This window comes from uncultured Pontibacter sp. (assembly GCF_947502515.1).
GTDB lineage: Bacteria > Bacteroidota > Bacteroidia > Cytophagales > Hymenobacteraceae > Pontibacter.
The window spans coordinates 125,062-144,617 of record NZ_CANNAI010000009.1; the positions used below are offsets into that span (position 1 = coordinate 125,062).

The window sequence follows — 19,556 nt, forward strand, 5'->3', positions numbered from 1 at the left end:
TATTTTTGTATTAAATATTCGGCAATGTATCACAGATTATTATTACTCGCAACCATCCTATTGCTTTTTAGCTGCAAGAAGAAGGAGGGCTGCGACATACCTGAAGAAATAGAACGTATACCTGTAACGGTGGAGATCGAGCGACTGGAGAAGCCCTTTTTTGCGGCAAGCTCAAAGCAGGACATCGCTACTTTCCTTGATAGCAATCCCATCTTTGCGGAGCGTTTCATCCAGCGCCGGAACTACCCTTCGGATTCAGCCGTGATCAATGCGATGCATGGGCTGGCGACTAATCCTGAGCTTCAGAAGCTGGCTCAGGAGGCAGACCAGGCTTTTGGCGACATGTCCACAGAAAAGCAGCAGCTCGAAACCGCTTTCAAGCATATCAAACATTATTATCCTGAGTTTAAGGAGCCGCAGGTAAAGACATTTGTCTCTGGCCTCAACCAGGATTTGATGGTATCAGACAGTCTGCTGGTTTTCGGCATTGACTTTTTTATCGGCAAAGACGCCAGTTACCGACCCGATACCTATGATTACATCCTGAAACGCTACGAGCGCCCGAACATGGTACCAGCCGCCATGCTGCTGCTGTCTAACCGATTCAACAAAACCAGTTTTCTGGAGCGTAGTCTGCTCGCCGAAATGGTGAATACAGGCAAAGCTTATTATTTTGTGAAATCCATTATGCCTTGCACGCCGGACTCTACTATCATAGGGTATAGTGGGCAGCAACTGGCCGATGTGCATCACAACGAGGGCCGTATCTGGGCGCACTTCGTTGAAAAGAAACTGCTCTATGAGAAAAGCCCATTCGTAGTGAACAAGTATATCGGCGAGCGACCTAATACGCCCGAAATCGACCCAACCTCTCCTGGCCGCCTCGGTACCTGGGTAGGCTGGCAGATTGTACGCAGGTATATGGAGCGCAATCCGAAGGTCACCTTGCAGGAACTAATGGCCGACGACGATCACCAGAAAATATTCAACGAATCGAAATACAAGCCTGAGAAGCGATAGTTCTATACCTCGCCTCTATACCTGCGCGCATGCACATAGCTATTTTCAATCAGCATCACCACAATCCGGACTGCCCCTCTACCTGCAGGCACTACACCTTTCTGGAGTACCTGGCCAAGCGGCATAAGGTGAGTCTGGTAACGAGCAGCGCCTGGAAGCAGCTTCGCATCACAGACAGGTATAAGTGGGTGCCGGAGGGAGTGGAACTGTACGAACAGGAGGTGCCCTACAGCAACAAAATGGGTGTGCGCAGACGCTTGGTTTCCTATGGCGGCTTTGCAGCCTACAGCCTGGCCAAAGGGCTTTCTATACCTAAGCCTGATGTAGTTTGGGGGGTATCAACGCCACTTTCTACGCCTTGGATGGCAGCCCGTGTCGCAAAGATGCGTGGCATTCCGTGGGTGTTTGAGGTGCAGGACCTGTGGCCTAGCTTCCCGATTGAAATGGGAGCAGTAAAGAAGGAGTGGCTAAAAAGACGCCTGTTCAGGCTTGAGAAGAATCTTTACCAGAATGCCAGCCACATCATCACGCTTTCTCCGGATATGGAAGATTATGTGGTGAGGCAAGGTATAGCGCGGGATAAGGTAAGCACTATCCTGAATGGCACTGACTTGGAAATGGCCGATGCTGCGACTCCTGAGCGAGTAGCAGCACTGCGAAAGCAATATCAGCTGCAGGGCAAGCAAGTAGTGCTCTATGCAGGCACCTTTGGCCGTGCGAATGATATACCTACTATTATGCAGGCAGCTGAGACAATGTCTAACCAGCAGGACATTGTGTTTGTGCTGGCAGGAGGAGGCTACTATAACGACGAACTGCGGAAGCTGTCGCTGCGCCTGCCTAACCTGGTGCTTATGCCGCCACAACCGCGCCCTGATGTGTTCACCCTATTCAAACTGGCAGATCTGGCGCTCATTACCTTCAACGATTTGCCTGTGCTCGCTTCTAATTCTCCGGCCAAGCTTTATGATAGCCTGGCCTGCGGTGTTCCGGTGCTGGTGACTAATCCCGGTTGGACAAAGACATTCGTGGAGCAATATAACTGTGGCTGGTACAGTCCTGCGAGTCAGCCTGAACTGTTGGCTAAGAAGATAAAAGAGATCATGTCTGATCGTGAAATGCGGCGACAGGCCGGGGCCAATGGGCAGTCCATCGCCCGGCAGCTGTTCGACCGCCAGCAACTTGCTGCCCAGGTAGAGCAGATTTTGTTGCAGGTGGCAGGTAAGGTATAGGCTTTAGTCTTTGATACTCGCCGACAGGTGTCTGAAGTCTTCTTTAAGCTGTGGTGCGTTTGCGGCCAGCGTCCAGCAAATGACTTTGTAGAAGTGTGTTTTTGTTTCTACAGCTGTGATGAGCATAAAGAAGTCGCCATCTTCATCAGTCCACTTCAGTTCGCTTTGCGCAACATGGTTTCCATTTGATTCGAAAACCTTGGCCTTGCTCAGTTTGCGTCTCTTTTCCTCCTTTTTGTAGTCGGCGGCAAAGCTGTCCAGAAAGTCTGCTGCATTCTCGAACCTCATGCCCTTCAGTTCAAGCTCTTCTTTCGAGTCCTCTATCACGATGGTATAAGCCTCTTTATTCTTATTGAAATACTGCAGACTGGCAACATCGTTCAGTTCATAAGTTTTGACCATGTAGCTGGGTATTTCCATTGAATAGGAGTGACCTCCTTTGCGCTCAGCAAACTGCGTTTGAGCATGCACGGCAGAGTAACTGCCCAGGAGGAGCAGGAAGAAGGCTAATAGTTTAGCGGGAGTAAAAGTTTGCATAAGCTTATAAAAGTATAATGATGAATAGCTAAATATAGGAAGTTGCATTTATTTTGGTGCAATTATTTTTCTGATTCAATAACTCAAAGACAGGTATAAAAACTGCTCAGGTGTTGCCTGGGTATTAAAGTCTGTGGGCTTTTGATTTTGTTTATTGCTTTGCAACACAGCTACTTGTGGCGAGGCATGAGGAGAGTGCGGGTTTTTGGCATGGCCTTTGAATATGCAGGTATAGCAGAGCATATTTTCAGGCCTGGGCTTTGCTACTAATCGAACTTACTATAAAATATTGAAGGAGAAATAAAGATGAAGAAGATAATAGCAGCCCTTTCGCTAGGTATGTTAGTTGCAGGTGGTAGCGCTTTTGCTCAGACCTCAACCAAACCGCAAGACCAAAAGCCACGCAGTGAAATGCGTGCAGCCATGAAGGACAGAGCCCAGAAAAGCCCTGAAGAGATGGCCCAGATGAAAACTGATAGAATGGCTCAGAGGCTAGAGTTGAACGCAGCTCAGAAAAGCCAGTTACAGGCACTAAACATGCGTCAGGCGCAGGAAATGAAAGCTATGCGCGAGAGCCATAAAGCAACCGGAGAAAAGTCACCAGAGCAGAGAGCTCAGATGCAGGAAGCCAGAAAAGCAAACCACGATCAGTGGCAGGCTGAACTGAAAAGCATCCTGACTGCAGAGCAGTATGCGAAGCACGAAGCCGATCGTGAGCAGATGAAGCAGAAGCGTGCTGATGGCAGAAAAGGCCAGAAATCAGGTGAGCATAAGAAATCTGGCGAGCACAAAAAAAGAGGCGAATACAAGAAGCAACAGCAGGGAAAGTAATCCCTTATAAGATCCCATAGTTAAAGCGCGGGTGGACCATATAGTGTCTGCCCGCGCTTTTTTATTAGGCTATACCTCCAACTTTGTTTTCAGGATCGTCAGGTATGTTGGGATAGTGCTTCTGGAAGAAGGCGCAGAAATGCGTGAGCGGGCATTCCTCACACTTGGGCCTACGGGCGATGCAGATGTAACGCCCATGTAGTATGAGCCAGTGATGTGCTTTCGCAATGAGTTCCTGTGGCAGGTTGGCTACTAACTCCTTTTCCACCTCAAGGGGAGTTTTGGCTGTTTTTGATACCAGACCGAGGCGCTTGCTCACCCGAAACACATGCGTATCCACGGCCATAGCTGGTTGGTTCCAGATCACCGAGACGATCACATTGGCGGTTTTGCGACCCACGCCAGGCAACTTCACCAGTTCCTCCACCGTGCTTGGCACCTCTGAGTTGAACTGCTCCACCAGCATCCTGCCTAAACCAGCCAGGTGCTTGGCTTTATTGTTCGGGTAGGAAATGCTTTTGATAATTGGGAAAATCTCTTCCGGAGTCGCGGCGGCCAGGTGCTCGGGTGTAGGGAATGCCTCGAACAGGGCAGGCGTTACCATATTTACACGCTTATCTGTACACTGGGCGCTGAGTACAACGGCTAGTATCAGCTCATAGGGATTGGAGTAAGCCAGTTCAGTTTCCGGGTCCGGAAAGTTCTGCGTAAAGTGCTCGATCAGCAGCTTGTAGCGTTCTTGTTTGCGCATAAAAAAAGTTTGCAGTCGGTTAAGACTGCAAACTTAAGCTTTTTGAGTAATTTAAAATGTTGTCGATAGACCGCTGGCTTGGGCTTTTGGCCGCGCCGTCAAGCAGTCGCTGGAGTAGCATGAGATCAGAGCAGCTATCTGCCAGCTCGTTGTCGTGCATCAATGCTGTTTCCAGTTGCTCGAGCGCAGGGTCTGCCAACTCATTGTATACGTACTGGATCAGCTCATTCTGAGTAGAGGTTTTTATCATAAGCAATCGTGCTGTTTAGCATCTTTTTTCTTAGGTTGATCAATGCGTAGCGCATACGACCTAAAGCTGTGTTGATGCTCACACCGGTTGCTTCGGCTATCTCCTGGAAACTCATATCGGCATAATGACGCATCATGAGTACTTCCCGCTGCGCCTGTGGCAGCGTTTGGATCAGCTCGCGCAGTCTGGCATGGGTGTCCTCCTTGATCTGCTGTGACTCAGCGGAGTCTTCAGCAAAAGACAAGGCATTGAACACATTACTACCGTCCTCCAGCGTGATCATCGGGCTTCGTTTCTCTTTACGGAAAAAGTCGATTGCCAGGTTGTGGGCAATGCGGCATATCCAAGACGAGAACTTGCCTTCTTCGTTATACCTGCCGCCCTTCATGGTATGGATAGCCTTGATAAAAGCGTCCTGCATGAGGTCCTCAGCGGTATACGTGTCTTTAACAATCAGTAAGATCGTAGTGAATACTTTGTTCTTGTGTCTGTTTACTAGCTGTTCAAACGCATTTTCGTTACCTGCGATGTAGAGCGAGACTAAAGCAGAGTCGCTCAGCTGGGTAGTTGTATTCATCGTAAAGCTACATTAGTTTAACGTAGAGCTTTATACCATATTGTTGCGTTAGGCTGTTAGAACAAATATTTTTTTGAAGTGTAAATCAAATATAGGGAATGCATTTTGACTGTGCAACTATAGCCGGGTGCCCTTAATAAAAAATATTAAAGAAGCTATGTGCCAGTTAAGAATTACTGTTCCCTAATATACGGCAAGATAATATAAACGTATATGCTTTCAGTTAAATTTATTTTTCAACATATAGTGCAGCTATATATAATATTGATAAGGAGATAATTAAGAGGTATATGCTGAGCTGATCAGGTGCGGCTAAAATCAAAGTGGCAGCTTTACCGGTTATATCGGTAAAGCTGCCACTTTGATTTTTATGGGACTACCTTATAGAGTTACTTCCTTGCCTATAATGCCGATCAGACCCATTTTCATCTGAAACACCTGCGCAATGCTGGTGGCTTTTTGCTTCAATTCCTTTGTTTTATCTCCTTCAAACAGTTCATCTGCAGTTTCAGTAAACAGCACTACCCAGCGAGCAAAATGCTGTCTGTCTACTGGCAGGCGCATGTGCTTGGGGAAAGGCTGCCCCTTGTAGGCCATAGTGCCGAACAGCACCGAACTCCAGAAGCTGTACATTATGGGGAGATGGTGCTCCCAGTTTACTTTCGCAAAGCCATTGAATACAGGTCCCAACAGGTCGTCCTCGTTTACTTTGGCGTAAAACGAGTCAACCAGCAGTTTTATATCCTGTTCATCTCTTATATCTTCCTTCATTTGCTGCAAATCGAAACCTTATAGGGCTACAAAAATACCAGCACAGGAGCGCGATAAAAATGACATTCGTCACTATATGAATACAAGGGGCATAAAAAATCCTTCGCAAGAGTTGAAATCTGTACGAAGGATAAGTTTGTAAATGCAATTGATGCAGCCTATTCGCGGTTATAACGTTTCAGGCGGTTCAGGATCAGGAGCAGGCGGCGGTTAATGTCGCGCTCCTCCACAGGTTTGCACTGTGCAGTGATATCGGCAGGGCGTTTCAATTTAGCCTCTACAGCTTTCAGGTGCTCCAGATAGCACTCAATTGTCGTGCAGGAGATATTTTGAAACTGAAGGCCTTCCCCGTCAGCTACTTTGCTGTTCAGGTTAATTGCTTTTGCGATCTCGGTGTTAATCAGTTTAGTTACGTCAGTGCTTGAAGTAATTTCCTGCTGGTACACCTTCTTCTCGATGTTCTCCAATAAATTGCGGATGTCCAGTTGTTCCATGGTGTTAATATTTTTAAATTTTTACTTATCAATAGAGTCGGCAGTTCCTCTGCTCAGGATTCGGTCCTGAATTGGCTGCGTTAACCCACAAAAGGATTGTTAATAAAAGAATAATATGGCGCTATCAGCACCGGAAGCATGCGTAGGCATAGGTTGGCGATGGCTGGCATGCAGGAGTCGGCTGCTGGCTGAGGGGGTTGCCGCTCCCTAAAAAATTATACTTCTATACTGGGGTGAGTGTTACAGTAAAAAGCCTAAAAAATAAAATATTTAATTATTTAGGATCATCACTCTGAAAAGGCATGCAAGCTAGGGGGCAGGAAGCATAAAAAGCATGGCTATACCTGTTGCCTTTGCAGCGAACAAGGTATAGCCATGCTTTAAATTTTAAACAGCCTAAGCCTTAGCTGGCAGCGGCCTCTTTCTTCTCGGCGGCTTTCCTTTTGGTTGCCTGTCTTGGGCGGCTGTTGCCATAAGTGCCCTTCACAATTTTACCTTTCTTCGATTTTTTATCTCCTTTTCCCATGTTGTATTGGTTTTAATGGTTGTAGTTAGCAACCCATACATACGAAAGCGGAGAGCTGCAGTTCAGGCTTTTTTTAGAATGGAATCGCCTTCAGGAACTGCAGGTGAAGCCTGTGCGGCGTGTGTTGAAATCAGGATGATGCTATACCTGTAAATAGTCATAGAAAGCTAAACCTTTTTACAGCTGCAGGTGTTTCAAAAGGATGCCATGTTGCATGCTATGGCGAAATGCCAGGTATAGGGCCAAAGGCTAAAAAGCCTTCTGAATGCGACAGGGTATTTGTATCTTTACATCGTATAAAACTCAGTTCGTCATGCGTGGGCTTTATCTTGCCTGCGCTATACTCTATGGCAAACACATCCGAAAATAACCTCGATACGCTCGATCCGCGCCAGCACATCATTATCAAAGGCGCCCGCGTGCATAATCTTAAAGATCTCAGTGTGGCTTTGCCGCGCAACAAATTCATCGTCGTGACCGGCCTTTCCGGCTCCGGTAAGTCATCGCTGGCTTTTGACACCTTGTATGCCGAGGGGCAGCGCATGTATGTGGAAAGCCTGAGTTCCTACGCCCGCCAGTTCCTGGGGCGTATGGATAAGCCTGATGTGGACTACATCAAAGGCATTAGCCCGGCCATTGCCATTGAGCAGAAGGTGAGCATCAAGAACAACCGTTCTACAGTGGGCACCAGTACCGAAATCTACGATTACCTGAAGCTGCTTTATGCCCGTATCGGCAAAACCTACTCACCTGTGTCGGGAGAGGTGGTGCAGAAAGACAGCGTAGCAGATGTGGTAGACTTTATCTTTTCGCTGGAGGACGAAGCCCGTGTCATGATCCTGGCGCCGCTTCAGTTGCATAAGGAGCGCACGTTGGCCAAAGAGCTGGACCTACTGCTGCAGAAGGGCTATTCGCGCATCTACGCCGACGGGCAGGTATACTTTATCGAAGAACTACTCGAAGAGAAAAAACCGAAGCTAGGCAATGAGGTGTACATCCTGGTAGACCGGGCAGTGATCTATAAATCAGATGAAGACCTGCAGTTCCGCATAGCTGACTCGGTGCAGACAGCCTTTTTTGAAGGCCACGGGGAATGCCGTGTGAAGTTTGGCGATGGCGAAGAGCGAGTATTCTCTGACCGCTTTGAGCTGGACGGCATCGTGTTCGAGGAGCCATCTGTCAATTTCTTCAGTTTCAATAACCCTTATGGTGCCTGCCAGACCTGCGAAGGTTTTGGTAGTGTGCTAGGTATAGACCCGGACCTGGTGATTCCTGACAAGAGCCTTACGGTTTATGAAGGAGCGATTGCCCCCTGGCGTTCTGAAAAGATGAACGAATGGCTGCAGCCGCTCGTGAAGAATGGCATCCGTTTCGATTTCCCGATTCACCGTCCTTTCAACGAACTGTCTGAAAAAGAGCAGGAGTTACTCTGGACCGGTAACAAATATTTCGAAGGACTCAACGACTTCTTTAAGCACCTGCAAGCGCAGACGCACAAAATACAGTACCGCGTGATGCTGTCTCGCTACCGTGGCCGCACCACCTGCCCTGACTGCAAAGGTTCCCGCCTGCGCAAGGACGCCAGTTATGTAAAGATCAATGATAAAAGCATCACTGATCTGGTGCTGATGCCGATCACACAGGCGCTGCCGTTTTTTGAGAACATGCAACTGACCGAGCACGAACGCAATGTGGCTGAGCGGCTCGTAACTGAAGTGTCCAACCGACTGGGCTATCTGGTGCGAGTTGGTTTGGGCTATCTCACGCTCAACCGACTTTCTAATACACTTTCAGGCGGTGAAAGCCAGCGCATCAACCTGGCTACTTCGCTGGGCAGTGCGTTGGTAGGGTCCATGTACATTCTGGATGAGCCGAGCATCGGTTTGCACCCTAAAGACTCTGAGCAGCTGATTGGTGTGTTGCGTACTTTGCAAAAGCTGGGCAATACTGTGATTGTGGTGGAGCACGAGGAGGAAATGATGCGTGCCGCTGACCAGTTAATTGACATTGGACCTGAGGCTGGCTCCGGTGGCGGCAACCTGATGTTCCAGGGTACGCTGGAGGAGATGACCCGCACCGCCGATACTTATACCGCTAAGTACCTGAGTGGGGAGATGGAAGTATCAGTGCCGGCCAAGCGCCGCAAATGGCGCAATGCCATTGAGATACAAGGTGCGCGTGAGAACAACCTTAAAAACCTAAGCGTGAAAGTGCCGTTAGGCGTAATGACCGTGGTGACAGGTGTGAGTGGTTCCGGTAAGTCGACCCTGATCAAAAAGATACTGGCTCCGGCCATGATGAAGTTGCACGGCAACACAGCCGAGGCCACCGGCAAGTTTGATAAACTGGCAGGCGACTATAACAAGATCAAGCACGTGGAGTTCGTGGATCAGAATCCGATCGGCAAATCGTCGCGCTCCAACCCGGTAACTTATGTGAAGGCTTACGATGCCATCCGTTCTCTTTACGCCGACCAGCCGTTGGCTAAGTCCCGTGGATTTAAGCCGTCGCACTTCTCGTTCAATATCGAGGGCGGTCGCTGCGAGGTATGCCAGGGTGAGGGGCAGGTAAAGATCGAGATGCAGTTCATGGCCGACATCTACCTGACCTGCGAGAGCTGCAACGGCCACCGCTTTAAGCAGGATGTACTCGATGTGAAGTATAAAGAGAAGAGCATCTCGGAAGTACTGGATATGACCATCGCCGATAGCATCGACTTCTTTGCCGACCAGTCGAAGATCATCGAGAAGCTGAGGCCGCTGAACGATGTGGGTTTAGGCTACATTCGTCTGGGGCAGTCGAGCAACACCTTGTCGGGTGGTGAGGCGCAGCGCGTGAAGTTGGCGTCCTTCCTGACAAAAGGCGTGCAAGCGCACCAGGAGGATATTCTGTTCATCTTTGACGAGCCGAGCACCGGTCTGCACTTCCACGACATCAACAAGCTGCTGCAGTCCATCAATGCGCTGATCGAGAACGGCAACACGGTTGTCATCATTGAGCACAACATGGACATCATTAAATCAGCTGACTGGATTATTGACCTAGGGCCGGAAGGGGGCACCAACGGCGGTCACCTGCTCTTTGAAGGTACGCCAGAGGAAATGGCCAAACTGGAAGATAACCATACCGCCAGGTTCCTGAAGGAGAGACTGTAAGGTATACCATCAGCGTATAGCAAATGCCGAAGTAACATCCGTTACTTCGGCATTTTTGTTTAATGGCTTTCAGAAACAGGTATAAGGGTGCTCTCCTCACTCTTTACTTTCTACGCTATACCTGGCTTGCGTGAAAATGCGGACAATAGGTATAGCAAATTTTCCTAACTTGCCGTAAAGCAGCGGAGACTGTTCCATTAAGTTATACTATCATCAACAAAGCATAAAACATGAGAAAACAAATTGTTGCAGGAAACTGGAAAATGAACAAGACCTACGAGGAGGCACTTTCGCTGGTATCGGAGATCGATAATATGGTGAAGGACGAAGTGAACGGCAATGTGACCGTAATCGTGGCGCCGCCTTTCCCTTTCCTGCAGAGCGTGGGTAAGCTAACACAGGGCAACGACCTGATGCACCTGGCTGCTCAGAACGTGAGTGAGCACGACAGCGGCGCCTATACCGGAGAGGTATCAGCTGCCATGCTGAAGTCAGTAGGGGTGCAATATGTGATCATTGGTCACAGTGAGCGCCGCATGTACCACCACGAAGACGCGCAGGCACTTTACAAAAAACTGAAAGCAGCCATCGCACAGGGTATAACCCCGATCTTCTGCTGCGGTGAACCACTGGAGGAGCGCGATGCTGACCGCCACTTCGACTATGTGGGCAAGCAGCTGCACGATAGCCTTTCTTACCTGAGCAACGAGGAGTTTGATAAAGTGGTGATCGCTTACGAACCGATCTGGGCCATTGGTACCGGCCGTACTGCCAGCAGCCAGCAGGCGCAGGAAATGCACGCTTACATCCGTGAGCAGCTTTCGCGCATGTTCGATGCAGAGGCGGCTTTCAACTGCTCCATCCTGTACGGGGGCAGCTGCAACCCGGGCAATGCCAAAGAACTGTTTTCTCAGCCAGATGTGGACGGCGGCCTGATCGGGGGGGCATCACTTAAGTCTAGAGACTTTACCGATATCATCAAATCGTTCTAATAATCAGATAACACAGGAAAAAAGGCTGCCCGCTATATAGTTGGCAGCCTTTTTTATTGCAGATATAGTTATATTTGGCTAAATTATCTGTTATGATTCTAATAATATCCTTTTGGCTTTCGCTGCTCCCGTATTTGACAGCGCCACAGCCGGCAGCTGAGCCGTCTGTAAGGGTGGCTGGTAACGACATTTGCCGCATCTATGGCTCTGTATACCTGGAGCGTGACCCGAAGTATAAAAACACAGCCGCTTACACGGTGTACCTGGGCGATGAAGAAGCCTTTGCCTCTATGGTAGTGTACCGCGAGAGCAACAAACTGTTTGCCGACGGTACTGGCATCTGGCACATTACCAACAAAAAAGCCTTTGCCGACCACGTGCTCTACGTGACTGATAACCGAAATTTCGCTGATTTTACTGTACATTTTACCAACGTGCGCTCTTACGCAGCGTGCCGCCCTTAATTATCGCACATGGATTTTATAGAAGTAGCCCTGAAAGTAAACCCTGAGTTTGCCGACATTTTCACTGCCGAGATGGGCGAGTTGGGTTTTGACGCCTTTGTGGAAACAGAGGAGGGGTTCAACGCTTACATTGATGAAGATAAATTCGACCAGCACGAGTTGGACAACATGATAGCCCGCTATGCTGGCTATACCACGGTTGAGTATCAAGTGCAGAAAATCGAGCGCCAGAACTGGAACGCCGAATGGGAGCGCAATTTTGAGCCGCTTTTCATCGGCGGGCAGGCATCGGTAAGAGCTTCGTTTCACGAGAAACCAGCCGAGGCAAAGTATGACATCGTGATCAATCCGAAAATGTCGTTCGGTACAGGCCACCACGAGACAACCACCCTGATGATTGAGAACCAGCTAACACTGGACCACCAAGGCAAGCGTGTGCTGGACATGGGTTGTGGTACAGGTATACTGGCGATCATGGCGGGCGAGTTAGGCGCTTCTGAAATCGTTGCCGTAGAAATAGAAGACTGGACAGTAGAGAATGCCCGCGAAAATGCGGAACTGAACGGTTACGGAAACATTGACGTGCGATTGGGAGGTGCCGAGACCATTGAAGGAGACCAGCCTTACGATATTATTTTGGCCAATATTAACCGCAACGTGCTGCTTGATGACATGCCGGCTTATGTGGCGGTGTTGAAACCAGCAGGTACGCTGTTGTTGAGCGGCTTTTATACTGAAGACCTGCCGGCGCTGCAGGAGCGTGCAGCCGAGCTGGGCCTGACTTATGTATCCCACCGGACAAAGAACAACTGGGTGTCTGCTATTTTCAAGAACAGCTAATCGAAATCCTTCCGACCTATGAAATATAAACTTCTACCCTTTTTATTCTTTCTGGCTGTGTTCGCAGCACAAGCCCAGACCAAACTGTCTACCGACCCAGAGCAGTACATCACGGATGCCAAAAACATGCTGGTGACCGGGAAGGCCAAAAATGCCGAAGCTCTCGGTGCTGCCTTGGAAAGTGTATGGGGCAACCAGCGACTCTCCGAAAAGCAGAAGCAGCAAGTGGTTGATATTTCGCAGCTGATGTACCGCAAGAAAATGCGCGTTAATCCGCATTACGAGAACTTCTACGAGATGCTGGTGGGAGCCGTGAATCATCACAACATGCGCGGCGCTCAGATCGACAACATGCTGGAAGTAGTGGCCAAGGCTGTGCAACAGGATGAAGGTATAGCGCTCGATCGTTTCTTCCAGACCAGCAGCAGCTATCTTAGCTCAGGTATACTGTACCAGAACAAACAGTATACCTTACGCACCGTAGGCGGGAGCGTAAGCTTTGCCTATGAAGGAAAGGCGGCTCCAAAAGACAAAGAAAAGTCTGCGGAGGTGAGTGACTGGGACAGCTTCTCATGGGATGATGAGGTAGCGGGTGAGAGCAGCGAGGCCACCGCCGACGACTGGGGTGATGCCTGGGACACGCCAAAGCCCGCAGCCAAAAAAGTAGACCCGAAGGTAGCAGAGAAGAAGCGCCGCGACGATTTTAAAAAGATGTTCGTGCCTGCTCAGCCGAAGGTAAGCGGACCGGTGATGAAACTGGAAAACGTGAACCTGAGCTTTGCAACCATCCACGATTCTACCGCCATCATGAAAACGAGCGGACACCTGATGCTGGCCAATAACCTGTTTGTAGGGGAAGGCGGGTCATTCTCGTGGGAAGTGGACGGCAAGCCTGTCTCAGCTGCTTTTAAAGCCTTCAATTTTGATATTACAGCAGCCGCTTTTAAAGTGCCTGACGCAACCATTACCTACAACGCTGTGCTGGATGCGCCGATTGAAGGCGTGTTTGAGTTCAGAAGCTCAAAAGCTGGCACTAATGGAGAGAAATCCTACCCACGCTTTGCCTCTTTCACGAATGATGCGAAAGTGAAAAGCCTGGGCAAGGACATCGTTTATACCGGTGGCTTCACGCTGGCCGGTGACCTGATTGGCAGTAAGCCCTTGGATGGTAGTGTGTCGGCCTTAGCCGTACTGGAAGATGGGAAAAAGAAATTCCGGTCGATGGCGCACAACTACAACCTGAACGACTCTATTATCTTTGCTAACAGAGCCTATGTGGCCATTTACCAGAACCAACGACGAGACTCGTTGACGCATCCGGCCATGCAGTTGCGCTACTCCAAGCCAACCCGCGAACTGGTGCTAACCCGCGACAAGGGTGTGTATAGTAAAACACCATTCTACGACAGCTACCACAAGTTTGAGATCACAGCCGAACGCCTTGCCTGGAACTTGGGCACACCGCATATTAACTTCTCGATCCTCAACACGAAAACACTTATACCAGTACAGTTAGAATCGGCGCAGTATTTCTCCAACATGCGTTTTCAGCAGTTAGTCGGGGTGGCTAGCTTTCACCCGCTGCAGGTGCTGGTATCTTATGCGGCCAAAGCCAAAACCAACGATTTCTATGCATTTGATGTAGCGAAGGCCTCAAAACTGAACGAAAAGGCCGTACAAGAGGCAGCTATCAGCCTGGCACGGGAAGGGTATCTGACTTACGATGGACAGTCACACTTTATCTCCCTAAAGCCGAAAGCCTGGCATTATGTGGGTTCTGCGCAGAACCTGAGCGACTATGACCACCTGGTGATCAAGTCAGTGGTGCCATCCGGCCGCAATGCTACTCTCAACCTAAGCAACAACCGCCTGACGGTGCGTGGTGTGGAGAAGATGGCATTCAATAACGACTCATCTGCGGTATACGCCGTGCCCGATAGCAACATTGTGCACTTGCTCGACAACCGTAACATGGAGTTTGGGGGTAAGCTTTACGCCGGTCGCCTTAACTTCCGGGGCTCCCAGTTCAAGTTCGATTACAATGAGTTCATGATCGACATGCAGAAGCTTGACACGGTAGCCTTTGTAACGAAGAAGCGCCGCGCAATTGGCAGAAAGAAAGAACTGGAGCAGGTGATGACCAGCCGTTCGGGTAACATGTCCGGTAAGCTGTATATCAATAAACCAAACAATAAGTCGGGACGCAAGCACTATCCGGAGTACCCTAAATTTGACTCGCCGATGGGTGGACAGGTGGCCTTTGCCAGACCAGACGTACTGGGAGGAGCCTATGATAGCACTGTTTATTTCGACATCCCGTCCTACAAACTCGACAGCTTGAGCAAAGGTAAAAGCATGATCGGCTTCAGTGGTACTTTCCATTCGGGAAGCATCTTTCCGCCGATCAAAACTAAGCTGACCATGATGCCGGATGAGACCTTGGGCTTCTACTACCAGCCGGGCCCTAACGGACTGCCAGCTTTCGGTGGTAAAGGTATAGCCTACGACACCATCATGATGAGCTCCGAAGGTATACAGAGCCGGGGCACCCTCAAGTACCTGACCTCAACCTTTGAAGCGCCGGAGTATACCTACTACCTCGATAAAGTAGTGACACAGAAGGGAGCTAGTGCCAAAATGGAACCGGGAGGAGGCGAGGCCAACTTCCCTGTGGCAAGCCTGGGGCACTACGAGATGATCTGGATGCCGAAGCAGGACACCATGTACGTGATGGCCGCTGCCAAAGACCCGATGAAGATCTACAAAGAGGAGTTCAAGTTTACGGGCACGGCTAAACTTTCACCGGGCGGCCTATATGGCGATGGTGAAATGGATAATACCGATGCCAATATCGTGTCGAAGAAGCTGTCCATTAAAGGGCGTAGCCTTTCAGGCAACAATGCACAGATGATCGTGAAGTCGGACGTGGAAGGTAAGCCTGCCATGAAAGCGACAGATATGGCTATCAGCTATGACCTGGATAAACGCTTTGTGGAGTTTGGCAGTGAGCAGAAGGGCGTAGCCAGTATCGAGTTCCCTAAAGCGCAGTACAAGACTTCGATGAGCCGTGCTACCTGGGACATGAAACAGCAAAAGGTAAGCCTGGCAGCCGATGGTGCAGGAGGGAAAAATTACTTCTACTCACAACATCCGGAGCAGGACGGCCTTTACTTCAGCGCAGCTACAGGGGAGTATGACCTGAAAGTAAACTCTATTCTGGCTGGTGGTGTGCCTTACATACCTGTAGGCGATGTACACATTATACCTGACAGTGGCAAAGTAGCCGTAGCGGCAGGCGCTACCATCACGACACTGCGCAATGCCCGTGTGATGGCTGACTCCCTGCAGCAGTTCCATAAGCTGTATTCCGGCAACATCGACGTATTGTCACGTAATGCCTTCAGTGGTACAGCCGTGCATGATTATCAGAATGCTGCTTCCGATTCGTTCAAGCTGCAATTCGCAGATTTCGTGTACAAGCAGCACCAGCTAAAAAAGAAAGAGAACATCAATACGACCTATGCGCAGGCATTGGTGCGTGATACTGACAACTTCTACATCTTCCCGCACATCCGCTACAGAGGTAACGTGAAAATGTATGCTTACCGTCCGCACATGGACTTTGACGGCGATTTGAAGCTGAACTTTACGGGAAACGAGGAAGACTCAGACTGGTTCCCTTTCAAGCGAGACTCCCTGAACCCGGATAATGTGCGCATCCCGATCATGAAGCAGAAGGCCCCGGACGGCAACCAACTCTACACTGGCCTGCACCTGTCGCGTGGCACGTTCAAACCTTACAATACTTTTGTTTCGAAAAAGCAGTACGACGATGACCTGGACATCTTTACTGTGAGCGGCGACCTGTCATATGATAAGGCGAACAGCGAGTTTAAGATCACTGATGCGGCCCGATCAGCTGCCGGATCTTATGAAGGCAACGAACTCCGTTACAATGAAGGCACTAAAACCGTAGCATTTGAAGGCAAACTTAATCTGGTGAACTCATTGAAGGATTTCGGAATAGAGTCGGCAGGTACAGGTATAGCCAAAACTGATAGCGGCTATTATGCTGTTGATGCGCTGATGGCCTTTGACATGAACATGCATTCGCAGGTGATCAGTGCGCTTGGCAAAAAGTTAAATGAAGCTGCTATACGCGAAGGCGGTGACCAGGCAAGTACTGAAGAGATGCTTTACAAACTGGGTAACATCATCGGCAACCGCGATGCACAGCGCTACCGTGAGCAAGGCGGACTGATCACTTTGCCAAAGCTTTCGAACAAGTTGGTGCGCAGCATGGTGTTCCACAACGTAGACCTGCGCTGGTCCAACAAGACCAATGCCTGGTACAGCGTAGGAAAACTAGGTCTCTCTAATGTGCTGAAAGAAGAGATAGGTGCTGACATGGACGGCTTTATGGAGATCAAGCAGGACCTGAACGGCGAACCGGTGGTGAACCTATACCTGCAAGCCGATCCGTATACCTGGGTGTTCATGAGCTATCTGGAGAACGGATTGGTAATCGTATCATCTGACGCTGACCTGAACAAGACCATCCGCTCCAAAGCCAGTGGTGGCCGCAGCCGCAAGTATGGCATGTACATGGGCGAGAACATTGACAAAAACCGTTTTGTAGACCAGTTCAAACACGACTACCTGAACGGTAAAGATGCATTCAAGATGGCAACTCAGGCACCAGTAGCAGAGCAAGGTGGGTTTAATGTTGCCGAAGATGAAGTAGAAGATACCAAAAAGAAAAAGAAGAAGAAAAAAGGAAATGTGGAGGAGGAAGAAGGCTGGCAATAACCGATACCTGCACTCCGGCCGTATAGGGAAAGATAGCCCTCTTTTGGATATTAAATTAACAAGTCCCTATATTTGGGTTCTTTTAGATTAAAAAAACACACGTAAACTGCACTTAACTTTGTTAAGTATAGTTAATGCATACAAAAAGCTGACACACGCGTCATGAACATACTTTTAATTGCCGCTTTATTTATAGTAGCATACCTGATCGGATCAATCTCTACCGCCGTTTGGATCGGCAAAGCTTACTACGGAATTGATATTCGCCAGCACGGTAGTGGTAACTCCGGAGCAACAAATACATTCCGGGTGCTGGGCAAAAAGCCAGGCACAATCGTGATGCTGATCGACATCTTTAAGGGATGGGTGGCTACTTCGCTGGCAGCTTTACTGGTGATATTTAACGCTGTGCCCGCCGAAGATTTGATCATCTATCAGTTGGCAATGGGTGCACTGGCAGTGGTAGGACATATCTTTCCGGTGTATGAGCGCTTTAAGGGTGGAAAAGGAGTGGCAACTTTGCTAGGTATGATGCTGGCCATACACTTGGAAGTGGCGCTGATGTGCATGGTTATTTTTGTGATCGTCCTCTTTACCTCCCGGTATGTGTCCTTGGGATCTATGATCGCGGCACTGGCATTCCCGATACTGTTGTTGCTGCCACGCTTTCACCCTGACAACCCGATCCTGATCATATTCGGATTTGTGGTGTTTGCCGTGGTGGTTTTAACGCACCGTAAGAATATCAACCGCCTGATCAACGGCGAAGAAAGCAAAGCTAACATTAAGTTGGGGCTGCGAAAATAGGTATAGCAGTTCGCAGGTATAAGCATTCTAAAAGCCACTCTTTCCGAAGGGTGGCTTTTTTCGTACCTTTAAGGCAAGACATTTATCTAGACTATGAATCAATATATCACTGACAACAAAGACCGATTTATAAACGAACTGCTGGACATGTTGCGCATGCCTTCCGTAAGCGCCGACCCGAAGTTCAAACAAGATGTACAGCGCACAGCTGATTTTGTAGCCCAAAAGCTGCGCGAAGCTGGTGCTGACAAGGTGGAACTGTGTGAGACCGGCGGTTATCCGATTGTGTATGGTGAGAAAATAGTGGACCCCTCATTACCTACTGTACTGGTGTACGGCCACTATGATGTGCAGCCTGCTGACCCTTACGAACTGTGGCACTCGCCTCCGTTTGAGCCTGTGATCAAGGACGGCAAAATCTACGCCCGCGGTGCCTGCGACGATAAAGGTCAGATGTACATGCATGTAAAGGCATTTGAAGTGATGATGCAGAACAATGCCCTGACCTGTAATGTGAAGTTCATGATCGAGGGTGAAGAAGAAGTAGGATCCGCCAACCTGGCTACGTTCGTGAAGAACAACAAAGAGAAGCTGGCCGCCGATGTGATCCTGATATCTGACACTGGTATGCTGGGCAACGACACGCCTTCTATTACAACTGGTCTGCGTGGAATGAGCTATGTGGAGGTAGAAGTGACCGGCCCGAACCGTGACCTGCACTCCGGCTTGTATGGCGGTGCGGTGGCAAATCCGATCAATATCCTGTGCCAGATGATCGCGTCGATGCACGACGAGAATAATCATATCACCATACCTGGTTTCTATGACAATGTGGAGGAGCTGAGCCAGGAGGAACGTGCCGAGATGGCCCGCGCCCCTTTTAGCCTCGACAAATATAAGCAGGCGCTTGACCTGCCGGATGTGCATGGCGAGGAAGGCTATACCACTATGGAGCGCAACTCCATCCGTCCGACACTGGATGTGAATGGCATCTGGGGTGGCTATATCGGTGAAGGTGCTAAAACGGTTATACCTTCGCAGGCCTTTGCTAAAATTTCGATGCGCCTTGTGCCAAATCAGACATCTGAGGAAATCACAGAGAAATTCAAGAAGCACTTTGAAAGCATTGCGCCGAAAAGCGTGAAGGTAGTGGTTCGTCCGCACCATGGTGGCGAGCCAGTGGTGACGCCTACCGATTCGGTTGCTTATCAAGCTGCTGCAAGAGCTTATGAAGAAACATTTGGTGTGAAGCCAGTGCCAGTGCGTAGCGGTGGTTCTATTCCGATCGTGGCTATGTTCAAGTCTGAGCTCGGACTGGATTCGGTGCTAATGGGCTTTGGTCTGGATACGGATGCGATCCACTCACCAAATGAGCACTTCGGTGTATTCAACTTTATGAAAGGTATAGAGACGATCCCGCAGTTCTATAAATACTATGCAGCGATGAGCAAGTAAGCATCTTCGCTAAAACAAAACAGCCCTGTTACTTAAGTTAAGTAA

Annotated in this window: 17 protein-coding genes; 10 read left to right on the plus strand and 7 right to left on the minus strand. The window is 49.3% G+C overall.

Annotation, left to right across the window (positions count from 1 at the left end; translation table 11 throughout):
- The first annotated feature begins 24 nt into the window (after window positions 1-24).
- Together gldB and Q1A54_RS18920 are read left to right on the plus strand one after the other, a co-directional pair.
- Window positions 25-1,020 (plus strand): gliding motility lipoprotein GldB, encoded by a 996-nt coding sequence (gene gldB / locus Q1A54_RS18915; RefSeq protein ID WP_299991243.1) that lies wholly within the window; start codon window positions 25-27, stop codon window positions 1,018-1,020.
- 29 nt (window positions 1,021-1,049) lie between these two features.
- Entirely contained in the window at window positions 1,050-2,252 is a 1,203-nt protein-coding gene (locus Q1A54_RS18920) for a glycosyltransferase family 4 protein (protein WP_299991246.1), read from the plus strand.
- A 3-nt stretch (window positions 2,253-2,255) separates the two neighbouring features.
- Here the strand turns inward: Q1A54_RS18920 and Q1A54_RS18925 are convergent, their stop codons facing one another.
- A complete protein-coding gene (locus tag Q1A54_RS18925) occupies window positions 2,256-2,789 on the minus strand; it encodes a hypothetical protein (RefSeq protein ID WP_299991248.1) in 534 nt (177 codons plus the stop codon).
- A 306-nt stretch (window positions 2,790-3,095) separates the two neighbouring features.
- On the opposite strand from Q1A54_RS18925, the gene Q1A54_RS18930 reads away from it, so the two are divergent.
- The gene (locus tag Q1A54_RS18930; RefSeq protein WP_299991251.1) at window positions 3,096-3,620 is read left to right on the plus strand and encodes a DUF4890 domain-containing protein; all 525 of its coding nucleotides are present in this window, start codon (window positions 3,096-3,098) and stop codon (window positions 3,618-3,620) included.
- 64 nt (window positions 3,621-3,684) lie between these two features.
- Here Q1A54_RS18930 and nth read toward each other — a convergent pair whose 3' ends face one another.
- The 6 genes from nth to Q1A54_RS18960 all read right to left on the minus strand — a co-directional run bounded on the left by nth (window position 3,685) and on the right by Q1A54_RS18960 (window position 6,989).
- The gene (nth, locus tag Q1A54_RS18935) at window positions 3,685-4,371 is read right to left on the minus strand and encodes an endonuclease III (RefSeq protein ID WP_299991254.1); all 687 of its coding nucleotides are present in this window, start codon (window positions 4,369-4,371) and stop codon (window positions 3,685-3,687) included.
- A 19-nt stretch (window positions 4,372-4,390) separates the two neighbouring features.
- Entirely contained in the window at window positions 4,391-4,621 is a 231-nt protein-coding gene (locus Q1A54_RS18940) for a hypothetical protein (RefSeq protein ID WP_196120718.1), read from the minus strand.
- Window positions 4,596-5,198, minus strand: a complete 603-nt coding sequence (locus tag Q1A54_RS18945) for a sigma-70 family RNA polymerase sigma factor (protein WP_007655595.1) — start codon at window positions 5,196-5,198, stop codon at window positions 4,596-4,598. Before Q1A54_RS18945 ends, Q1A54_RS18940 begins: the two co-directional genes overlap by 26 nt.
- A gap of 381 nt (window positions 5,199-5,579) precedes the next feature.
- Entirely contained in the window at window positions 5,580-5,969 is a 390-nt protein-coding gene (locus tag Q1A54_RS18950; RefSeq protein WP_299991258.1) for a group III truncated hemoglobin, read from the minus strand.
- A gap of 158 nt (window positions 5,970-6,127) precedes the next feature.
- Window positions 6,128-6,463 (minus strand): hypothetical protein, encoded by a 336-nt coding sequence (locus tag Q1A54_RS18955; protein ID WP_007655597.1) that lies wholly within the window; start codon window positions 6,461-6,463, stop codon window positions 6,128-6,130.
- Window positions 6,464-6,866: 403 nt separating this feature from the next.
- Entirely contained in the window at window positions 6,867-6,989 is a 123-nt protein-coding gene (locus tag Q1A54_RS18960) for a 30S ribosomal protein THX (protein WP_196120716.1), read from the minus strand.
- 347 nt (window positions 6,990-7,336) lie between these two features.
- Between Q1A54_RS18960 and uvrA the strand changes: the two genes are divergently transcribed.
- The 7 genes from uvrA (at window position 7,337) to Q1A54_RS18995 (ending at window position 19,511) form a co-directional block, all read left to right on the plus strand.
- Window positions 7,337-10,144, plus strand: a complete 2,808-nt coding sequence (gene uvrA, locus Q1A54_RS18965; RefSeq protein ID WP_299991262.1) for an excinuclease ABC subunit UvrA — start codon at window positions 7,337-7,339, stop codon at window positions 10,142-10,144.
- A 230-nt stretch (window positions 10,145-10,374) separates the two neighbouring features.
- A complete protein-coding gene (tpiA, locus tag Q1A54_RS18970) occupies window positions 10,375-11,136 on the plus strand; it encodes a triose-phosphate isomerase (protein ID WP_196120714.1) in 762 nt (253 codons plus the stop codon).
- Window positions 11,137-11,228: 92 nt separating this feature from the next.
- Window positions 11,229-11,600 carry a DUF6150 family protein gene (locus Q1A54_RS18975; RefSeq protein WP_040574044.1) on the plus strand — a complete coding sequence of 124 codons (372 nt, stop codon included), beginning with the start codon at window positions 11,229-11,231 and terminating at the stop codon, window positions 11,598-11,600.
- A 9-nt stretch (window positions 11,601-11,609) separates the two neighbouring features.
- Window positions 11,610-12,440, plus strand: a complete 831-nt coding sequence (prmA, locus tag Q1A54_RS18980) for a 50S ribosomal protein L11 methyltransferase (protein ID WP_196120713.1) — start codon at window positions 11,610-11,612, stop codon at window positions 12,438-12,440.
- 18 nt (window positions 12,441-12,458) lie between these two features.
- Window positions 12,459-17,249, plus strand: coding sequence for a hypothetical protein (locus Q1A54_RS18985; RefSeq protein WP_299991266.1), 4,791 nt, complete (start codon window positions 12,459-12,461; stop codon window positions 17,247-17,249).
- 162 nt (window positions 17,250-17,411) lie between these two features.
- The gene (plsY, locus tag Q1A54_RS18990; protein WP_007655617.1) at window positions 17,412-18,056 is read left to right on the plus strand and encodes a glycerol-3-phosphate 1-O-acyltransferase PlsY; all 645 of its coding nucleotides are present in this window, start codon (window positions 17,412-17,414) and stop codon (window positions 18,054-18,056) included.
- 93 nt (window positions 18,057-18,149) lie between these two features.
- Window positions 18,150-19,511, plus strand: coding sequence for a dipeptidase (locus tag Q1A54_RS18995; protein WP_299991271.1), 1,362 nt, complete (start codon window positions 18,150-18,152; stop codon window positions 19,509-19,511).
- Window positions 19,512-19,556 lie beyond the last annotated feature (45 nt).